Source organism: Vibrio sp. OY15 (genome assembly GCF_000742455.1).
Lineage (GTDB): Bacteria > Pseudomonadota > Gammaproteobacteria > Enterobacterales > Vibrionaceae > Vibrio > Vibrio alginolyticus.
Genome location: NZ_JPIL01000001.1, coordinates 678,799 through 694,967, shown reverse-complemented (window position 1 = coordinate 694,967; position 16,169 = coordinate 678,799). Strand labels below are relative to the sequence as shown.

General features: G+C 41.5%; 19 protein-coding genes and 2 pseudogenes. 12 read left to right on the top strand and 9 right to left on the bottom strand.

The features are described 5' to 3' along the window. Positions 1 to 4 precede the first annotated feature (4 nt). On the bottom strand, positions 5 to 1,645 hold the full coding sequence (locus tag IJ23_RS03100; RefSeq protein ID WP_033905317.1) for an AAA family ATPase: 1,641 nt from the start codon (positions 1,643 to 1,645) through the stop codon (positions 5 to 7). Between the two features lie 210 nt (positions 1,646 to 1,855). Here IJ23_RS03100 and matP point away from each other — a divergent pair, with 210 nt between their 5' ends. The 4 genes and pseudogenes from matP to IJ23_RS25515 form a co-directional block, all read left to right on the top strand. Next, positions 1,856 to 2,305, top strand: coding sequence for a macrodomain Ter protein MatP (gene matP / locus IJ23_RS03095; protein ID WP_005396497.1), 450 nt, complete (start codon positions 1,856 to 1,858; stop codon positions 2,303 to 2,305). A 15-nt stretch (positions 2,306 to 2,320) separates the two neighbouring features. Next, complete coding sequence (locus tag IJ23_RS03090) at positions 2,321 to 2,632, top strand: DUF3634 family protein (protein ID WP_005377468.1); 312 nt, start codon at positions 2,321 to 2,323, stop codon at positions 2,630 to 2,632. 114 nt (positions 2,633 to 2,746) lie between these two features. After that, positions 2,747 to 3,070 carry a hypothetical protein gene (locus IJ23_RS03085; RefSeq protein WP_025766620.1) on the top strand — a complete coding sequence of 108 codons (324 nt, stop codon included), beginning with the start codon at positions 2,747 to 2,749 and terminating at the stop codon, positions 3,068 to 3,070. A 373-nt stretch (positions 3,071 to 3,443) separates the two neighbouring features. Next, positions 3,444 to 3,572: pseudogene (locus tag IJ23_RS25515) on the top strand (regulator); the annotation flags it as partial. A gap of 91 nt (positions 3,573 to 3,663) precedes the next feature. Here the strand turns inward: IJ23_RS25515 and IJ23_RS03075 are convergent. The 5 genes and pseudogenes from IJ23_RS03075 to IJ23_RS03055 form a co-directional block, all read right to left on the bottom strand. Next, positions 3,664 to 4,380, bottom strand: a pseudogene (locus IJ23_RS03075) (integrase core domain-containing protein); the annotation flags it as partial. A gap of 167 nt (positions 4,381 to 4,547) precedes the next feature. Continuing rightward, complete coding sequence (locus tag IJ23_RS03070; protein ID WP_050550050.1) at positions 4,548 to 5,123, bottom strand: hypothetical protein; 576 nt, start codon at positions 5,121 to 5,123, stop codon at positions 4,548 to 4,550. Positions 5,124 to 5,210: 87 nt separating this feature from the next. Then, positions 5,211 to 5,633, bottom strand: a complete 423-nt coding sequence (locus IJ23_RS23850) for an AHH domain-containing protein (protein ID WP_081107520.1) — start codon at positions 5,631 to 5,633, stop codon at positions 5,211 to 5,213. A 281-nt stretch (positions 5,634 to 5,914) separates the two neighbouring features. Beyond that, positions 5,915 to 6,199 (bottom strand): hypothetical protein, encoded by a 285-nt coding sequence (locus IJ23_RS03060; RefSeq protein WP_235213030.1) that lies wholly within the window; start codon positions 6,197 to 6,199, stop codon positions 5,915 to 5,917. A gap of 162 nt (positions 6,200 to 6,361) precedes the next feature. Continuing rightward, positions 6,362 to 6,712: a helix-turn-helix transcriptional regulator gene (locus IJ23_RS03055; RefSeq protein ID WP_017636227.1), complete on the bottom strand. Its 351-nt coding sequence runs from the start codon at positions 6,710 to 6,712 to the stop codon at positions 6,362 to 6,364. Between the two features lie 129 nt (positions 6,713 to 6,841). Between IJ23_RS03055 and IJ23_RS03050 the strand changes: the two genes are divergently transcribed. The 8 genes from IJ23_RS03050 to IJ23_RS03015 all read left to right on the top strand — a co-directional run bounded on the left by IJ23_RS03050 (position 6,842) and on the right by IJ23_RS03015 (position 12,463). Continuing rightward, on the top strand, positions 6,842 to 7,921 hold the full coding sequence (locus IJ23_RS03050) for a replication initiation factor domain-containing protein (RefSeq protein ID WP_033905313.1): 1,080 nt from the start codon (positions 6,842 to 6,844) through the stop codon (positions 7,919 to 7,921). A 1-nt stretch (position 7,922) separates the two neighbouring features. Further along, complete coding sequence (locus IJ23_RS03045; RefSeq protein WP_033905312.1) at positions 7,923 to 8,258, top strand: hypothetical protein; 336 nt, start codon at positions 7,923 to 7,925, stop codon at positions 8,256 to 8,258. A gap of 11 nt (positions 8,259 to 8,269) precedes the next feature. After that, positions 8,270 to 8,515 carry a hypothetical protein gene (locus IJ23_RS03040; RefSeq protein WP_017636224.1) on the top strand — a complete coding sequence of 82 codons (246 nt, stop codon included), beginning with the start codon at positions 8,270 to 8,272 and terminating at the stop codon, positions 8,513 to 8,515. A 7-nt stretch (positions 8,516 to 8,522) separates the two neighbouring features. Next, positions 8,523 to 8,753, top strand: coding sequence for a major coat protein (locus IJ23_RS03035; protein ID WP_033905311.1), 231 nt, complete (start codon positions 8,523 to 8,525; stop codon positions 8,751 to 8,753). A gap of 132 nt (positions 8,754 to 8,885) precedes the next feature. Then, complete coding sequence (locus tag IJ23_RS25510) at positions 8,886 to 10,505, top strand: DUF1542 domain-containing protein (RefSeq protein ID WP_235213029.1); 1,620 nt, start codon at positions 8,886 to 8,888, stop codon at positions 10,503 to 10,505. A 1-nt stretch (position 10,506) separates the two neighbouring features. After that, positions 10,507 to 10,821 carry a DUF2523 family protein gene (locus IJ23_RS03025; RefSeq protein ID WP_033905310.1) on the top strand — a complete coding sequence of 105 codons (315 nt, stop codon included), beginning with the start codon at positions 10,507 to 10,509 and terminating at the stop codon, positions 10,819 to 10,821. Next, positions 10,818 to 11,954, top strand: a complete 1,137-nt coding sequence (locus IJ23_RS03020; RefSeq protein WP_033905309.1) for a zonular occludens toxin domain-containing protein — start codon at positions 10,818 to 10,820, stop codon at positions 11,952 to 11,954. Before IJ23_RS03025 ends, IJ23_RS03020 begins: the two co-directional genes overlap by 4 nt. 323 nt (positions 11,955 to 12,277) lie before the next feature. Beyond that, positions 12,278 to 12,463: a hypothetical protein gene (locus tag IJ23_RS03015; RefSeq protein WP_033905308.1), complete on the top strand. Its 186-nt coding sequence runs from the start codon at positions 12,278 to 12,280 to the stop codon at positions 12,461 to 12,463. Positions 12,464 to 12,660: 197 nt separating this feature from the next. Here IJ23_RS03015 and IJ23_RS03010 read toward each other — a convergent pair whose 3' ends face one another. The 3 genes from IJ23_RS03010 to IJ23_RS03000 form a co-directional block, all read right to left on the bottom strand. Further along, positions 12,661 to 14,382, bottom strand: coding sequence for an ATP-binding protein (locus IJ23_RS03010; RefSeq protein WP_033905307.1), 1,722 nt, complete (start codon positions 14,380 to 14,382; stop codon positions 12,661 to 12,663). Beyond that, on the bottom strand, positions 14,372 to 15,553 hold the full coding sequence (locus tag IJ23_RS03005) for an FIST signal transduction protein (protein ID WP_017634895.1): 1,182 nt from the start codon (positions 15,551 to 15,553) through the stop codon (positions 14,372 to 14,374). Before IJ23_RS03005 ends, IJ23_RS03010 begins: the two co-directional genes overlap by 11 nt. A 113-nt stretch (positions 15,554 to 15,666) precedes the next feature. Next, entirely contained in the window at positions 15,667 to 16,023 is a 357-nt protein-coding gene (locus tag IJ23_RS03000; protein ID WP_005377473.1) for a hypothetical protein, read from the bottom strand. Between the last annotated feature and the right edge of the window lie 146 nt (positions 16,024 to 16,169).

Sequence of the window (16,169 nt, the reverse complement as noted above, 5' to 3'; positions counted from 1 at the left end):
AGTACTAGACAAACCAGTTTTTGATGCGCTGCACAATTCCTTCTGGATGCTCATGTCTTTCAAAGTTTTCAATACGTTCCGCTATTTTGCCAATAATGCTATCGTCTTCACCTCTAAAAGGTTTATTCATTACAATCGGAATAGCTTCATCTACGGTAGAAACGGACCAAATATGGAACTCACCATTTTTAATGCTTTCTATTACATCTTTATGTAATGCAAGGTGTTTAAGGTTTGATTTTGGCATCACAACACCTTGATTTCCTGTAAAACCTTGATGTTTACAAACCTGATAAAAGCCTTCAATTTTTTCGTTCAAGCCACCGACGGCTTGCACTCGACCAAACTGATCAACAGCTCCTGTAACAGCAACTTGTTGATTAATTGGAGATTCAGATAAAGCACTCACCAAGCAACAAAGTTCTGCAAGAGATGCACTGTCACCATCAACTTCACTATAAGACTGTTCAAATACGATGGAGGCAGAGTAAGGCAGTGGTTCATCCAGTTTCAGAGCAGAGCTCAAGAAAGCTTGCATAATCATCATGCCTTTTGCATGTAGATTGCCTCCAAGCTCAGCTTTGCGCTCAACATCGGAAACATCGCCATCACCAAAATGAATTACACAAGATATTCGTGCAGGCTCACCATAGCTGACAGGGTGCCCAGCCATATCAATAACGGTTAGGCCATTGATTTGACCAACTTGTTCCCCAGTTGTCTCAATGATGACTTGGCCATCTAAAATATCGTACACGGCACGCTGAGGAAGGTAAGATTCTCGGTAATACTTGTCGTCAATCGCTTTATCTAACGACTTGTAATCTAATGCTCGGCCACCACTGAACTGGCTGGCAAGCGTTAGAAGTTGAGAGTGCCACATTACTCCTAAAGGCAGATAATGTTGATCTTCAGTAAATCTCATACCGGCCAGCAACAATCTTCTAAAACCACATTCGGTTAAGTGAGGCAGCTGATATTGAGAACATATCCAGTTCACCAAACCAAAGTAATCTGTCAAATTCTGCTCTGACAGATGAATATCTTCTTCAACTTCCGTATACATGGCAAAGCCAGAACAGAAGTCTTCATCGATGTATTCTAGCTCTGCTAACTGACTTCTTTCTCCTGTTACAATCAGTTTTACATCATAAGCTTTAGCTTGCGGTACTGAAGTAGGTAAACGAGTAGGGCTTAGGTTCAGTGGCTCGATAAGGTTTTGTTGAATTGCAGACTTTATATTTGGCCAAAGTCCTGGGTTAGCCAAAATTAGATTAGCCGGTACAATTAAGTAACCGCTATCTGCCTGTGAAATTAAGCCAGGTTGGAAGGCAATATCACCACTTAAATCGACACTGTAACGGTCAAATAAGCGTTTGGCATCAAGTGATTCCGACAAAACAATCGCAGCGTTAGACTGGCTCTGAAGAGCTTTACTGATGAACTCTCTATAGACAGAATTATCTACGCAGTTAATGAGTAGTACTCGCGTCAATCCAGAAATTTTTGAAAAACGAGATATCGTTGCCGACATTCTCGGTTGGAGCTCAGTAAAAGACTTCTTTGGTAACGAAGGTGCAGACTTTAAAAGTGCTTCGTACTGCTCAAGTGAAGGTGTTACGTCTTGCCAATTAAGTTGGTTCATTAAAATTCATCGTAATTCAATCTTGCCGACATTATAACGAAACGGACTATAACACCCTAGCACCAATTTGGTTTGCTCTCGGCATTCATCTCTCAATGAACAATACTTAGACAAATGAGTGATCAACATCGATACTTCTAAGAGTTTTATTTGCCCAAGTAAACCATCTGGGTTACGCTGTCACTAGGTTGTGTTTATGGGTCGGAACAAATGAAATATCAGCAGCTTGAGAATCTAGAATGTGGGTGGAAATGGAAGTATCTCATCAAAAAATGGAAAGATGGTGAAGCGATTACCCGACATATTGATACAAGCGAAGCAGATGCAGCGGTCGCAGAACTAAAACGCCTTGAACACGAGCCTACACTTGTCTTAGCTTGGATAGAAAACCACATGTCAGAAGAGTTAGATAATAAACTCAAGCAGGCTATCCGAGCGAAACGGAAACGTCACTTCAATGCAGAGCAAGTCCATACAAAGAAGAAATCCATTGATTTAGATTACCGAGTTTGGGAAAAGCTTTCTAGTAGAGCGAATGAACTTGGTTGTACGTTATCTGACGCAATTGAATATTTGCTTTCCGAAGCGTCGAGAAGTGAAAAAGCGAGTCAAAAAGTTACCTCAATTAAAGAGGATTTGAGTAAATTGCTATCTAGCTAGGATAGGGAGTGCCAAATGTTATATGTAATCTTAATTGCAGCCATCGTGATCTTCTGGTTGATCGCAGTCGATAGGCCGGTGTTAAAAGTAAAGTTCGATAATGGCCATATTAGTAACGTAAAAGGGCATCTACCTCCTTCTTTCAAACACAACTTACAGGATATTAGTGAGCATAACCCGTTTACTGGTGAAATGAAGGTGTATAGCCAACGGACAGGAATGCGCTTAAGCTTTTCCAAAGGCATTCCCAAAAAAGTTCAACAGAGGATTCGTAACGTTTTTCCGCATCAGGGCTTCAAAGCAAACAAAGGCAAGAAGCGCGCTTAATTACATATCAGTTACTTCATCATGTTAAATGGGACGCAATGTGGCGTCCCATTTTCGTATCTACAGAAAAATTACTTATCATCGAACAATCAACAACATAAACGGACCAAAACGATGAGATACGTTGTAACTTTAATGGTATTGATCTTTGCAAGTAATTCAGTTTTTGCTGACGATTCAGAAACGAACCTGTTGGCTAAAAAGATTAAGACTAAGCTTCAAAAGAAAGTAGACAATAAGTTTGATGGCTATCAAGGTTATTGTGACGTCATGATAGAAATGGAGCACAAAAGTAAAAACGCAGTAATAAAAAGAGTAACCAGCAGTGGTGACCAAAAAGTGTGTAGGTACGTTAAGTCCAACTTGAAGAAAGGAAAACGCTATCGTTACAAATACCCCGAAAAGTACATTCGCCTCCATATAACCACAGGCTTATAAATGTTTCAGAACGCAACTGAGCTCGTGATTTTTGGCAGATTTCGTTGCGGAGCGATTAGAGCGTTTAGCTGATTTTTGCTGTTGTACGAGGCGAGTATGAAAGGCTTTTTTGTTTGGTAGCGCTTAAGTTAGTAATCGTGATGCCATTGAGTGGCAAATTCAGTGAGTTGGCCATCATCACCATACATAGATTGATTCAGGTGCTTACGGAAGGACACGCCAGTAAGTCGGGGACTAAGCGCGCATCAATTTTCAATAAGAGATTTGATTTGCTTCGTAAGCATAACCACAAACCAAACTAGCGATTGCAAGCCCACAGAAACCTCGGTTAAAGCTTCAAAAGAAAACAATGTTGTTAATCTTAGGATGACATTCTGGCCAATTGGTGACAGCTCAACAAATTTTGACAGGAATTGCTTTGTTAGAGATTGGAGCATTAACAGACTTAGAAGCCGCGGGGCAAGTATTAAAATATGCTAGAGCACTAAAGAAAATGATGTAAAAAGGCTCCGCAAGGAGCCTGATAATCTTAAAGTGTACTAATTGATACCTGATCTGACACTTACCCACTTTTCGACTCGGTGCCTGTCAGATTATATCTGGGCTAGATTCTTTTCAGCCCAGATTGATTTCCCATCCTCTAATGTCTCTATTGGCGTTCTGCCACAGCATATTTTTCCTTGATGAGTACGATGATATTGTAGTAGTCCATCCATTCGTCCAGATCTTTCTGTAATTCTTCCATTGAGCCATACAGTTTCTTTCTGAACGTCACTTGGTAGAACTCATTCAATATGGTCTTGTGGAAGCGTTCGAAGATACCATTTGTCTGTGGTGACATCGCTTTAGTTTTAGTGTGGTCGATATCATTAATGGCCAGATAGAGCTGGTAATCACGTTGTTCAACACGACCACAGTATTCAGTGCCTCGGCCAGTCAATATTCGCAGCATTGGTAGCTCATGCGCCTCGAAGAACGGTAAAACCTTATCATTCAACATATCTGCAGCGGTGATTGGTGTTTTTGTCTCGTAGAGTTTAGCGAAGGTGATTTTGCTGTAGGTATCAACGAACGTCTGCTGGTAGATGCGTCCAACACCTTTAAGGTTGCCAACATAAAACGTGTCTTGAGAGCCGTGGTAGCCTGGATGCGCTGTTTCTATCTCACCGCAAGCCTCGTCATCATGCTTCTTGCGTTCAAGGGCTGCAACTTGCTCTTCCGTTAGAATGATACCGTTCTCAGCGACCTGTGTTTCTAACGCAATAAGGCGCTTTTTGAAGCTTTCTAGGTCCATTACGAAGCCAGATTGAGAAGGCCAGCTTTGTGTTTGATGATTGGATTGTTAGTATGAAGCATGAGAGTTACCTCTTATTGTCCTTGATTAGTGATTAAGCACCTTTAATCAAAGTGGGTAACTCTCTTCTTTTCAAATTGGAGTCTCAGATCTAGTCTGAACTAATACAAAAATTCTGATGAATCAATCTTCAAATACATCGAGTAGATTTGTATCGAACGAAAGCCCCTTTAAATTGTGCTCTTCACATAACGATATGAGTTTGTCATCACAATAAATTGACGTACAACCTTCATCTTTTGATTTAAAGACATATTTATTTGAAAGATCGCTTTCTATAAATGCCAGTTTCTCTAATAATCCTTGTTCTCCGTCAATGTCTTCAAATTTGATTTTCTGCTTGTCTTCTTCTCCAAAGGACATCACGTTGAACACGGTAAAACTTTCATCATCGATTGTAATCGGTAAGAACTCACCGTCAGAATCAATTACATCTCGTACTACCTGATATGCATTTTCTCTCAAGACAAGAAATGTTCTCCATTTAGATATGTCTGGGATTGCTTCAGCAAATTTAAAGTGTTGAGTAAATGTTGCATATTCATTTACCCAAACATCTCTCAAGCTGGTTGAATCAACAGGGGCTCTTCGAAGTCGTCTTAACAACTTAAAGTCATCTGAATCGAGAGCTCGCTTATAAGGGTCATGCTCTAAGACCTTAAATTCTCGAGGTTTACTTTTTAATTTGTATACAGTCATACAGTAGGTTTCCAGTTAGCATCTTTCTTCTCAAGAATTTTCTCAGGATGAGAACTATCTTGTATTTGCTTTCTTGTATTTGCTTTTTCAGCAGTTAAGCAGTGTGGACTTAAATACATTTTCACTATGCCTAATTCTTCCAAGCGTGCCAATCCAGTTCTGATAATTTGTACCATGTATTCGTGAATGAGGTGGAGCTTTTGGAGTAGTGTAGTGATCTTTATAAGCACTGGATCTAGGTAACCAAACACCATTAATTGCATCATTAATACCTATACCAAATTCGAACATTTGTAATTTTGCATCAATCATCGCAGTTACCTTACCGTTTCCCATCACAATCTGATGTGCTGCGTGATTTGGGCTAGGTTGAGGTTCTGCTACGGCATAAAGTATGCGAGACAAGTGCCGGTAGCTTATTCCAAGAATGGATGTGGCTTCTCGGCACTTTAACTTATTGTTTAACACATCTTGGATAATGGAGAAACGGTGCAATTCATGGTAGTTCATCGTAACTAACTTCCTAAATACCTCCAAGCAAACATAGGACAGATTCACTTGGAAATACTAGGACATTATCGCTTTGGGCTTACACTATTAGTGCGCATTATGGGTGAGTGTTATGTTGAGTGGTTCGCCTTTGGCCTAGAACGCGCAAAGGGTGGGCGAGAGACTTGCTCATTGTCGGCTTGCCGTACATGCCAGGAAAGAGAATCGCTTTGAAGTGAGAGCCCGTAACATAACACACATAATGCTGCACTAATGAAATGACATACCAAACGCTGAGTATGTCATTTTAGTTTGTCTTTGTTTTGCATTATGAAAAACGTTAGAAGATCTTTGCAGTGAATAGGTTTTCCCTCAAGTCGTATACTTTTGATATTTCCATCTTCATCGGTTTTGTATTCATACATGCATGTATCATCGCCGTTTCTGATTCTGTCTATGCGTTCCTTGCCATAGACTTCTTCAATCGGCTGGTTTGGATCTTCTTCACGACCAATGATTTCGCTCATTGTCGGGTCTGCCAATGAACTTGAGCTCATTAAGGCCATCGATAATATGATCTTTTTCATCGTCATAACTTCGTCGGTTAGCGAGCATTTTGGGAGGGGCCCGCTTTGCGGGAGGGACCTAAAAGCGGAGCCAAACCCCCGTCTAGTATTACGGGGGTAAATTCCACTGAACCATCAGTGTTCTCCGTGTATTCGCAAGCGTAGCGCGCCAGTGTTTGAGCGTTAGCGAGTCTTATCTGAGGAGAAATTATTTCTAGCTCTGTTGCTTTGATTCCTCAAATACAAACCTTCGACCATTATCGACAGTGATTCGATCTCCGCGTCGTTGAAATCTCCAATCGCTGAACTAATTTTCTCTATCAGTCTTTCGTGCGGATTCTGTTCTCTTCCAAGTACTTCATTAACTGATACCCCAAGTCTTTTAGCTATTAAAACTAGCTCTGATGCTTTTGGCTCAGTCTTGCCTGATTCCCAGTTCATAACGGTTTTTGCCGATGCTCCGACAGATTTAGCCATTTCAAGCTGAGTGACTCCTTTTTCCTCTCGGAGTCTCTTAATGTTCTCATTTAGCATGTTAAACCCCTTATTGAGTCCATGTTTTTTCTCATTATAAGGAGTGTTTTTTCATACAGTATCTTGACAAGGTAAAAATATTTACCCAAGATATGCAATAAATTTACTCTTGACAGGTTTTCAGAGAACATGAAAAAACAAGTATTCACCCCTGAAGAATTGGAAATCGATACTGAGGCGAGTCCTTTTGTTTTTGTTGATTACCTGTCTTGGACAATCCCTTACTCATCTTTGCGTCACGCTCACAAGTCAGATCTTTCTTCTGCTATCTGGGCTCCAATCCCTAAGCCAAATTACCGTATGGCTAAAACTCCTGAGCAAAAAGAAAAGTTAATCGAGCGATACAAACAGCAATGGAACGTTGCAATGATGGAACGTTTGGAGGTTTTTTGCTTGCACGTTCTTGGCCTTCGCATGTCACCTTGGCGCGGTAAGGGGTTATACGGTTACGAGGATTCATGTCACTTGATGACCAAACACTCTAACAAGCACGTTGGTTTTGTTGCTTTGGGTGGCAACCGCGGAACCTGCTATTTCCAAATTGAGGGGCTAGGGTGCAAACACGTTTTTGAGCACACAAGTGCATTCCGTTTGCATTGGTGGTTAGAACTTCTCGACTGTAACCGTCTGTCTCGAATCGACCTTGCAGTCGATGACTTCCACGGCCTTTTTGGTCGTGAGTATGCAAAAAAAGCCTATGCCGATAATGCGTTTCGCACATCTGATAGGGGTTGCGGCCCTAGTGCAGGTGAGCGTTATTTCGCTGAACCGTCCGGCAAGGTTATCAATGAATCATTCGAGGTTGGCAACCGCAAATCTCGTATTTACTGGCGTATTTATAACAAGGCTGCTCAGCTTGGGCTCGATATGTTTTGGTTTAGAAGTGAGTGTGAGCTGAAGGAGATGCCAATCGATGTGCTTCTCAATATCAGCGGTTACTTCGCCGGAATTTGTGCGTATAGCGCATCTATCGTATCCAGCTCTCCAGTAAAGGTGGTTACAAAAAAGAAACAAGTTGCGCTCGATATGCACGGGCGCATTCGTTGGGCTCGTCGTCAAGTTGGCCGTACGTTAGCGGATATTGCTAAGTACTTGGATGGTGACTTGGAGAAAGTTTTCGGGTTGCTCATATCTGAGGATACGCAGGGTGATTTGCTCAACTTGCCTGATACATACAAACACATAATCAAAGAGATAATGGAGAATTAGCATGGCTGTTCGTTACGTTCTAACAGGTGGTACTTACTCAAAAGGCGTTGGTAAGCAATCTGGTAAAAAATATGAAATTGGTCGTTTGTTTGCTGGTAAGGCGCTGAAGCCTTGGGAAAACGAAAACGGCTCTCAAATTGCGTTTGGTATTGAATCTGTTGAGGTTCCATTTGCGCCAAACGATGCACTTCTCGCTAAATTCGAAACAACGATGTGTCCGGCTCTTGTTGAGTTCGAGTACGAACCTGACCCAGAAGACCCTCGCCGCAACTTGGTTTGTGACTTCAAAGTCATTCGCAGCCTGTTCGACAGTCCTGTCTCTGAAAAAGCTAAGTAAGGTTTTTAATTATGCCTGTGTGCGCACTTCCAAACGCTGACGGTTTTATTGCTGTCGTTCCTGAGGTTGATGCTGCTTCTTGTAGTGGTTACGTCATGGTTACGGCTCAAGAATACGGTTCGCTGATGGATTTCACTCAGGTTACTGGCCCTGAAGCCACTCAAATGTTCGGCCTTGGTTTTTCCTTGGTGTTCTTTGGGGGCTTCATTTCTACCTATGCCATCAAGATGGCTTTACGTTTAATCAAACTTCTCTGAGGTACTTATGAAATACATCAATCAAGCGAAGAAATTCGCAAAACGTGGTGCTGCTACTGTTGCTGTGGCTGCTTTCTCTGGTGCTGCTTTCGCAAGTGAGGCAGGTGCTGACCCATTCAGTGCAATCGACCTTTCTGGCGTTGCGACAAAAATCGGTGCGGCTGGCTTAATCATTGTTGGCATCACTATGTCCTACAAATCTATCACTCTTGCTAAGCGTGCTGTGAATAAGGCTTAAGTTTATGTTGGCCATTCTTCACGATGTCATTCTCATCGTCTTTGTGCTTTTGGGTGGCATGGCTGGATTTGTGGCCTCTCAAAACTTTAGAGGATAGGGGGCTTCGGTCCCCTTTTTTAATGAGGTTTATACATGAGTATTAAACAAAGCATTGCGGCACTGGTGATACTTTTGAGTGTTTCGTTTAGTGCTAATGCGTCCGTAATGAAGGTTCACAGTTGGAGTGGTTATCTTGCCGTCTTTTCTAATTGTTTTGGTATAAGTTCTGGGAGTTATTTTGATCCTCAAGGCGTAGGTAGTTGTGTTGGACGCTCCTTTATGATTGATGGAAGGGAGCACACTGTGATTAATCAACGTTCTGGTAGCTATAGTCTCGAGGTTAAACACCGATATTTTAAAAGCGGCAGATGGAATGAAGATTGGTCTCGAGTTGATTTAACTCTGGCTTCTGGCGGCTGTCCTGATGGTACTGAGTTAAACCCAAAAACAGGTATATGTGAGAAGCCCCCTTACTGCTCACGACAGTCTACTATTGACGCGATAGAGGAAGCGAGAAATTCTTGTGAATCATCAGGTAAAGAGTTTTCCTTCATTTGTAGCGATGAAACTGAGTCATGGGAATCTGAATGTAATGGTCGTGATTGTTCAGATGTTGAAGGTCAATCCGATAGCGTACGTTGGATGTCCAGTGTATGGGGAAGTTCATCGCCTTCATCTTACCTTTGCTCTTCTATGGGTGGCGGCTGTGGCGCTGCTATTGACCGCTCTAGCTCTTGGTGCGGTGAGTCTGGTTGGTGCTACGCAAGTTATACTGTTATTGGCCCTGCTTGTAATGTTCCTAGTGGCCCATCTTTCTGCTCTGACCCTGAATGTAAAAGCTATAAAGACCCTGACACTGAGGAAAAACCAGATACAGACCCAACTCATGACCCAGACGACCCAACAGGCGGCGACATCGAAGACCCTAGCGTTTTACCAGATTCAGACAATGATGTTGTCGTTCCTGACCCTCCAACAGATGAACCTGATGTTGAGGACCCTCCAACAGATGAATCGACAGATACGGCAGTAGTTAGCGCAATAACTGGAATGAATAAGGATGTAAACAAGGCGCTCAATGCGATGAACATCGACATCAATCAGGCAAGTGCTGACGTTCAGAATCAAATCATTGCGCTTAATGCTTCAGTTGTCACCAATACGCAGGCCATTCAAAAGCAGCAAGCTAACGATAACGAAATCTATCGTAAAACAAAGTCTCTGATTCAACAGGCCAATGCTGACATAACAACAGCGGTAAATAAAAACACCAATGCGATTAACGGCGTTGGTAATGACGTTGAACAAATTGCTGGCGCAATGGATGGTATTGCTGAGGATGTCGCTGGTATTTCTGAAACATTGGATGGTATTGCCAACACTGACACGTCCGGCGCTGGTACGGGTGGTACTTGTATCGATGCTAGCAATTGTTCTGGCTTTTATGAATCTGCTTATCCTGATGGGTTAGGCGGTTTGGTGTCTGGTCAACTTAATGATCTAAAAACCAATGTGATTGATGACTTTGTTAATTCATTTGGCAACATAGATTTGTCCAACGCTCAGCGTCCTTCTTTCGTTCTTCCGGTTCCATTCTTCGGCAACTTCAGTTTCGAGGATTACATTAATTTTGATTGGATTTTCGGCTTCGTTCGTGCGGTTCTCATTATGACGTCCATCTTTGCAGCGCGTCGCATCATATTCGGGGGATAATATGGATTGGTTAGTTGATTTGTTTAACAAGCTTTTGGTGTTTTTATATCAGCTTTTAGTCTCGCTTTTTAACATGCTCAAGGACTTATTTTTCTGGGCTGTCGAGCAGGTTATGGAGATGGTTAACATGCTGCTTTCTGGCGTGTTCGCGCTCTTTGCGCCTGTCGATATGAGTCAGTATATGACTTCAATTCCTCCAACAGTCTCTTGGGTTATGGCTGCGGTTGGTTTACCTCAGTGCCTTTCTATCATCCTTGCTGCAATCACGGTTCGCTTAATGCTTCAACTCATTCCGTTTACGAGGTTAGGCTCATGATTTATGCAATAGCAGGTAGACCAGGAGGCGGTAAGACTTACGAGGCTGTTGCTTATCACATTATTCCGGCTATCAAGGAAGGGCGTAAAGTTATCACCAACATTACGCTTAATGTTGATTGGTTCGTAAAGATATTCGGTGAGGATGTGCGCGACTTAATCAAGATAGTTGATGGTCGGTTGACGGATTTTGGCTCTACAAGTCGGCCTTTTAGTCAGATTGAAGATTACTCGGATGAGTGGCGAAACGAGAAAGGACAGGGGCCTTTGTACATTGTTGATGAGGCTCATATGAGCCTACCATCTCGTGGGCTTCCGGCTGCGATTCTTGAGTGGTTTTCGATACATCGTCACTATGGCGTCGATATCATCTTGCTGACTCAGAACATACGCAAGGTGCATCGCGATATTAAAGACATGATTGAAGTCACTTATCGCTGTACCAAAAACACCGCAATGGGCTCCAGCAACTCATACACTAAAAAGGTTCAAGATGGTTGCAATGGTGAGGTGGTAAACACTTCGATACGATCTTATAAGTCGGAGTATTTTCCGTTTTACAAAAGTCATTCTCAATCGAACAAGCATGTGCAAGAAGCACAAGCAAAGGACATAAAGCCTTTTTGGAAACGTTGGCCTGTCGTCGGGAGTGCGTTGTTATTGTCTCTTGGTCTGGTCTTTAATATTTGGGCTTGGTGGCCTGAACCCGAAAAGGCACCGGAACCAGTCACGCAGCAAAATGTTAACTTAGAAATTCCAGCTGGTACGCCAACAGCTCAAGGAACGCGGACTTCACCTAAGAAAAAGACCAGTTCCGGTTTTGGCCCTTTAGATGGTTACGACTTTTTTATCACTGGGTACGCTAAGCAAATCGCGCTTACTACTAACTTGAAATCGATGGGAGAGCTAAATCGTGACCTAACTTTCTATAAGATATACATTGATGTTTACGATGGTACGGATAAGCTTTTCAGCTTTGACCATACAGATTTGGTTGATATTGGCTATCAGTTCGAGGTTCTTTCGGATTGTGTCTATCGGGTAACTTGGGAAGATTCAGAAAGGATCTTCACTTGTGGCCAACGTGAAAAGCCAACCGATATTCTCCAGCAAAATATTCCTGTTCAGATATAGCTATGCTGGTAAATATTCTTTGGACCCTGTTCTGGGGCTTCTGCATTTGGGGGACAATAATGCTATTCAGATGGGCAGCCTCTAGTTAGACCGCTCGCCGCAAGAAGTGATATTGAGCTTGCGAAAATCGCTTCGAGGAAGCGGAACATGTACACAGCTAATCTTTGGCACGTTCACACTGGAGTTGTTTATGATTGATTTGATATTTGAATATCCTTATGAGTTTCTAGGACTTCTAGGGGTTTATGTTTTAGGTTTGGTTGTTGTGGTTCATGGCTTCAGTAAAAAGCAACTGCCTTAGATAGATTAGCGAGGAAATAGAAATGTCTATAACTTTAGATACTGAAGACCTTACAGTTTTAAGAAAATACGAAGATACCTGCCCAGAATGCAAACAGCTATCTGAGTTTTTGGTTTTTGTTGATTCAGATAATTGTCGTTATGACTATTGTGGTCAATGTAGTTGGTATGATGTTACTGACCCTGATGATGATTTATTAGACCCTTAGTGCGCATTATGTATATTATGTTAAATTAAATATCGCCGTACGCTAAATGTTGTCTGAGTATGCTCCTATTCCCCTGCAGATTTTAAATTTAAGGGCCTTACTGTGAGCATTAAACATAATGGTTATTTACCATAAAATACTTAATATAGATCTTAATAATCTATCGATTGTTAAGATCTATATTAACGCCTTTTTGCTTATTGAAATGACTGTATAGCTTCAAAGATATCTTGTCTTCTAACTGGCTTGGAAATGAATCCGTCCATGCCGGCATCCAGGCATTTATCTCTATCGCTTTCTAACGCATATGCAGTTAACGCTATAATTGGGGTCCTGAGACCTTTATCTCGAATAAGTCTTGTTGCGGTAATTCCATCCATCACTGGCATCGAGACATCCATGAGAATCAAATCGATTAAATCCTCATTCTCTTCTAAAAATGTTAATGCCTCTGCTCCATGGCTTGCGATATGAACATTATGGCCAAGCTTATTTAAGATAAGCTTTATTACGAACTGATTCGACTCGGTATCTTCTACGACGAGAAGTTCCATTGCTTTTGTCGGTTGATTGGTTTCGATTCTAACTGGACGATTTTGATTACAACGAGTCAAAACTGGAATCGAAATCGTAAAGGTTGAACCAACATGCTCATCACTTTTAACGGCAATCTTTCCACGCATCATTTCAACTAAATGCTTGGTTATTGCGAGCCCCAGTCCTGTACCACCGAAGCGTCTCGTGATGGAACGGTCTCCTTGATGAAATGCCGTAAACAAGTGCTCTTGCTTTGCTTTAGATATACCAATTCCAGTGTCAGATATTGAGATCACAAGTTCAGCATCTTGCTCAGATACAGAAACTTTTACTTCACCTTCGTCTGTAAACTTTATTGCATTCCCTATTAGATTAAACAGGATTTGAGATAACCGCGTGGAGTCAATCCAAAATTGTTTGTCATTAGTGACAGTACAGTTGAGTTTAAATTGGAGATTTTTCTTCTTAGCTATTTGTTTTTGCTGAGAAATGACAAAAGTGACAGTGTCTCTTAAATTAATCCATTGTTCATTGAGCTGAAAGCGACCTGACTCGATTTTAGAGAGATCAAGAATGTCACTGATTATCGCGAGAAGTAACTCTGCAGAGCACTCCATTTGGCTCAACGCATCAATTTGTTCTTCTGACAAGGTTGATTGCTTCAGTATATCTAGCATTCCAAGAACGGAATTTAAAGGGGTTCTTATTTCATGGCTCATCATCGCTAAGAACTCCGACTTAGAGCGGTTCGCAAGCTCTGCTTCTTCTCTTGCTTTAGCGAGCTGAGTTGTTCTTACCTCAACGATACGTTGTAACTTCTCTTTGGTCTCGATATCAATGACCGCCCTTTCAATTAAGGGACGAAACCGCCTCAAGGTTTCCTTATTCTCTATGCTAAAGTGCCCTTTCTGAGCTCCAATAAGTAGGATTACGGTTTGCGTTACTTCTGAACGTATACCAGTTAAAACGACCGAGTTTACATGGCTTTTTATAAAGCTGTTTAAGTTAACAAACTCAGCGAGTTTATCTGGCTCGAACAGTAGAATGCATTCACCATTGAGAGCTCTTTGATAGGTGTTACCGTGTAACCAGGATACATTATCAAATACGCTATTAGTTGATATCAATGTCTTGAAGGGATATCGTTCACCATCACGAGTCAGTACAATAAAATCATCGAAGTTGATGTACTTTTTGAGGACATTGTTTAATCCCGTAAATATCTCATGCCGATTCTTTGCCTCACTCATCGCAGATATCGCGGAAAGAATGGCCTTGTTTTCATCAGCGAGTAGTCGTTCTCTTTGTCTAGCCTGCTTTAGCTCAACTAACGCTTCTTGAAGCGCTTCCTGTTGATATATGTCTAAGTATTTATCTTTCATAAGGTTTATGGAATATAGCCGATGAAATCATCAGGTTTCCATGTCCATTCTCACCACCAATAAATCTACCTTGCTCGCCGAAAGTAAAAGGGCAAATAAAAGGCAAATGTTCTAGTTCTTGGTTAATTTGTTCACAAACGCTATTCATGTCTTGCATTAAGTGCAACATGGGACCTGCGCAAAAGATATTTATCACTCCAATTTTTCGAGACTCTTCTAATTTTTGGTTAAAAGCGGCATTGACGACTTTTGCAGCGCGCGCAACGAGATGCTCACGACTTCCTTTCATTAATGTGAGCTCGTCACCCTCTTCTATTCGTGTAAACAACTCGATTCCACCATCTGGCGTCTCACGGATCGGATGGGATAACTTGTAATATGGGCGATCATAGAGATGACCTGCGATCCGCCCTAATGGATAAGCACTCGAGTTTGTAAACAGCATATTATCTTTACCTACTTGGTTATCCTGGTGATTTGTCCACCTTCTATAAACATTGAGCGCAGGTTCATTATCAATTTCAAGTAAGCATCTATCGTTGGTCTTGGTTGCAACACCTTTGATATTAGTTGGTGTATGCCCAGCGCTGAAAGCGATATCAACAGGTTGAGAGGAGTAAAAGAGAGTTAAGCTTAAACCTGAAGTTTGAGAGCCTTGGGCGGTTATCACAGACCATTTCCCAGCGATGTTATTATCAGCGGCCGAACCACCAATAATTGGAATTAGAGTTCCAAATCTTTCATCTATAGACGCAATGATTGATTCCTCTTGCCCTGGTGTAGCATGAAGTAGAATTAAGTTTGGTACCTCTCCTACACGGTTTGCGTTCTCAAGGGCCATATCCAAAGCCTTGGTGACGCTGTCACCTGAGTTGTGATTAGAAATACCAGTACCATAAGCATGAGGACCTGTATCATAAACAGCAAGTGCCGCAATTACTGGTCCTGTATGAAAGCCCTGATCTGTCATTACGGCTTGACATGAACTGGCGCCATGAAAAGGCACACCAGGAAAATGCGCAAGAAACGCTTCTCGAATCAACTCGAAATTGTATTCTTCCGTGTAGTAACACATCACGTAAGACAAGTTCTGTTGTGTCAATTCTGACCTGAGCGTTTTTATCGCTGAGTCTTCATCTTTAATATGAGTAAAAACTGATTGGCAATGCATACGATTTTATAATTGGATATCACTCTGCTGTTATACCATTCCAACCAATTTTCTCTAGGTAAGAAGGTGTTAATTTCATTAATAAGTTACGATTATCTCGTGATAGATCGTATTTATAATTGAACTACAACAATGTTTTCACCTTTTTTAAAGGTGATTTTTTTCGATTCAGGCATGATGTCCCATTCTACTGACTTATGCTTTTCGTTGAGATTGATAAAATTACCAGATTGATTTAGATCAATTTTTAGAGTGCTACTTTCTGTCGTTTCGAGCGAAATTCCCATTGAGTCACGATTAATCGTGATTATTTCTCCTTCAATTGTTACATCGCATCGTTCTTTTTGTGAACAGTCAACGCTATTAACGCTCTCGTGTGTAAAGGTACGCCAGAAAAATGCGCCTATTAAAACACTGAGCATGATTAAGATTTGTGCAAGTCGCGCCTTTGTTAACTTTTGTGCAGGCATAATTACTAATATCCTTGTTACAAACTTCAAACTTTTTAAATAAAAAATGATTTCCAGAGGTCCAGTAAGGTTACTACCCTGTCATTGAATTGTTAATTCAAGTATAGTGTCACGCTGAAAATGCCACTTTTTATTAAAGTCAGCAA

Coding starts and splice junctions, on each gene's coding strand:
- IJ23_RS23850 (WP_081107520.1), bottom strand. CDS start 5,633: ATGAACTACCATGAATTGCACCGTTTCTCCATTATCCAAGATGTGTTA.
- IJ23_RS03090 (WP_005377468.1), top strand. CDS start 2,321: ATGTTATATGTAATCTTAATTGCAGCCATCGTGATCTTCTGGTTGATC.
- IJ23_RS03100 (WP_033905317.1), bottom strand. CDS start 1,645: ATGAACCAACTTAATTGGCAAGACGTAACACCTTCACTTGAGCAGTAC.
- IJ23_RS03055 (WP_017636227.1), bottom strand. CDS start 6,712: ATGCTAAATGAGAACATTAAGAGACTCCGAGAGGAAAAAGGAGTCACT.
- IJ23_RS03035 (WP_033905311.1), top strand. CDS start 8,523: ATGAAATACATCAATCAAGCGAAGAAATTCGCAAAACGTGGTGCTGCT.
- IJ23_RS03045 (WP_033905312.1), top strand. CDS start 7,923: ATGGCTGTTCGTTACGTTCTAACAGGTGGTACTTACTCAAAAGGCGTT.
- IJ23_RS03050 (WP_033905313.1), top strand. CDS start 6,842: ATGAAAAAACAAGTATTCACCCCTGAAGAATTGGAAATCGATACTGAG.
- IJ23_RS03085 (WP_025766620.1), top strand. CDS start 2,747: ATGAGATACGTTGTAACTTTAATGGTATTGATCTTTGCAAGTAATTCA.
- IJ23_RS03040 (WP_017636224.1), top strand. CDS start 8,270: ATGCCTGTGTGCGCACTTCCAAACGCTGACGGTTTTATTGCTGTCGTT.
- matP (WP_005396497.1), top strand. CDS start 1,856: ATGAAATATCAGCAGCTTGAGAATCTAGAATGTGGGTGGAAATGGAAG.
- IJ23_RS03020 (WP_033905309.1), top strand. CDS start 10,818: ATGATTTATGCAATAGCAGGTAGACCAGGAGGCGGTAAGACTTACGAG.
- IJ23_RS03070 (WP_050550050.1), bottom strand. CDS start 5,123: ATGACTGTATACAAATTAAAAAGTAAACCTCGAGAATTTAAGGTCTTA.
- IJ23_RS03005 (WP_017634895.1), bottom strand. CDS start 15,553: ATGCATTGCCAATCAGTTTTTACTCATATTAAAGATGAAGACTCAGCG.
- IJ23_RS03060 (WP_235213030.1), bottom strand. CDS start 6,199: ATGAAAAAGATCATATTATCGATGGCCTTAATGAGCTCAAGTTCATTG.
- IJ23_RS25510 (WP_235213029.1), top strand. CDS start 8,886: ATGAGTATTAAACAAAGCATTGCGGCACTGGTGATACTTTTGAGTGTT.
- IJ23_RS03025 (WP_033905310.1), top strand. CDS start 10,507: ATGGATTGGTTAGTTGATTTGTTTAACAAGCTTTTGGTGTTTTTATAT.
- IJ23_RS03010 (WP_033905307.1), bottom strand. CDS start 14,382: ATGAAAGATAAATACTTAGACATATATCAACAGGAAGCGCTTCAAGAA.
- IJ23_RS03015 (WP_033905308.1), top strand. CDS start 12,278: ATGTCTATAACTTTAGATACTGAAGACCTTACAGTTTTAAGAAAATAC.
- IJ23_RS03000 (WP_005377473.1), bottom strand. CDS start 16,023: ATGCCTGCACAAAAGTTAACAAAGGCGCGACTTGCACAAATCTTAATC.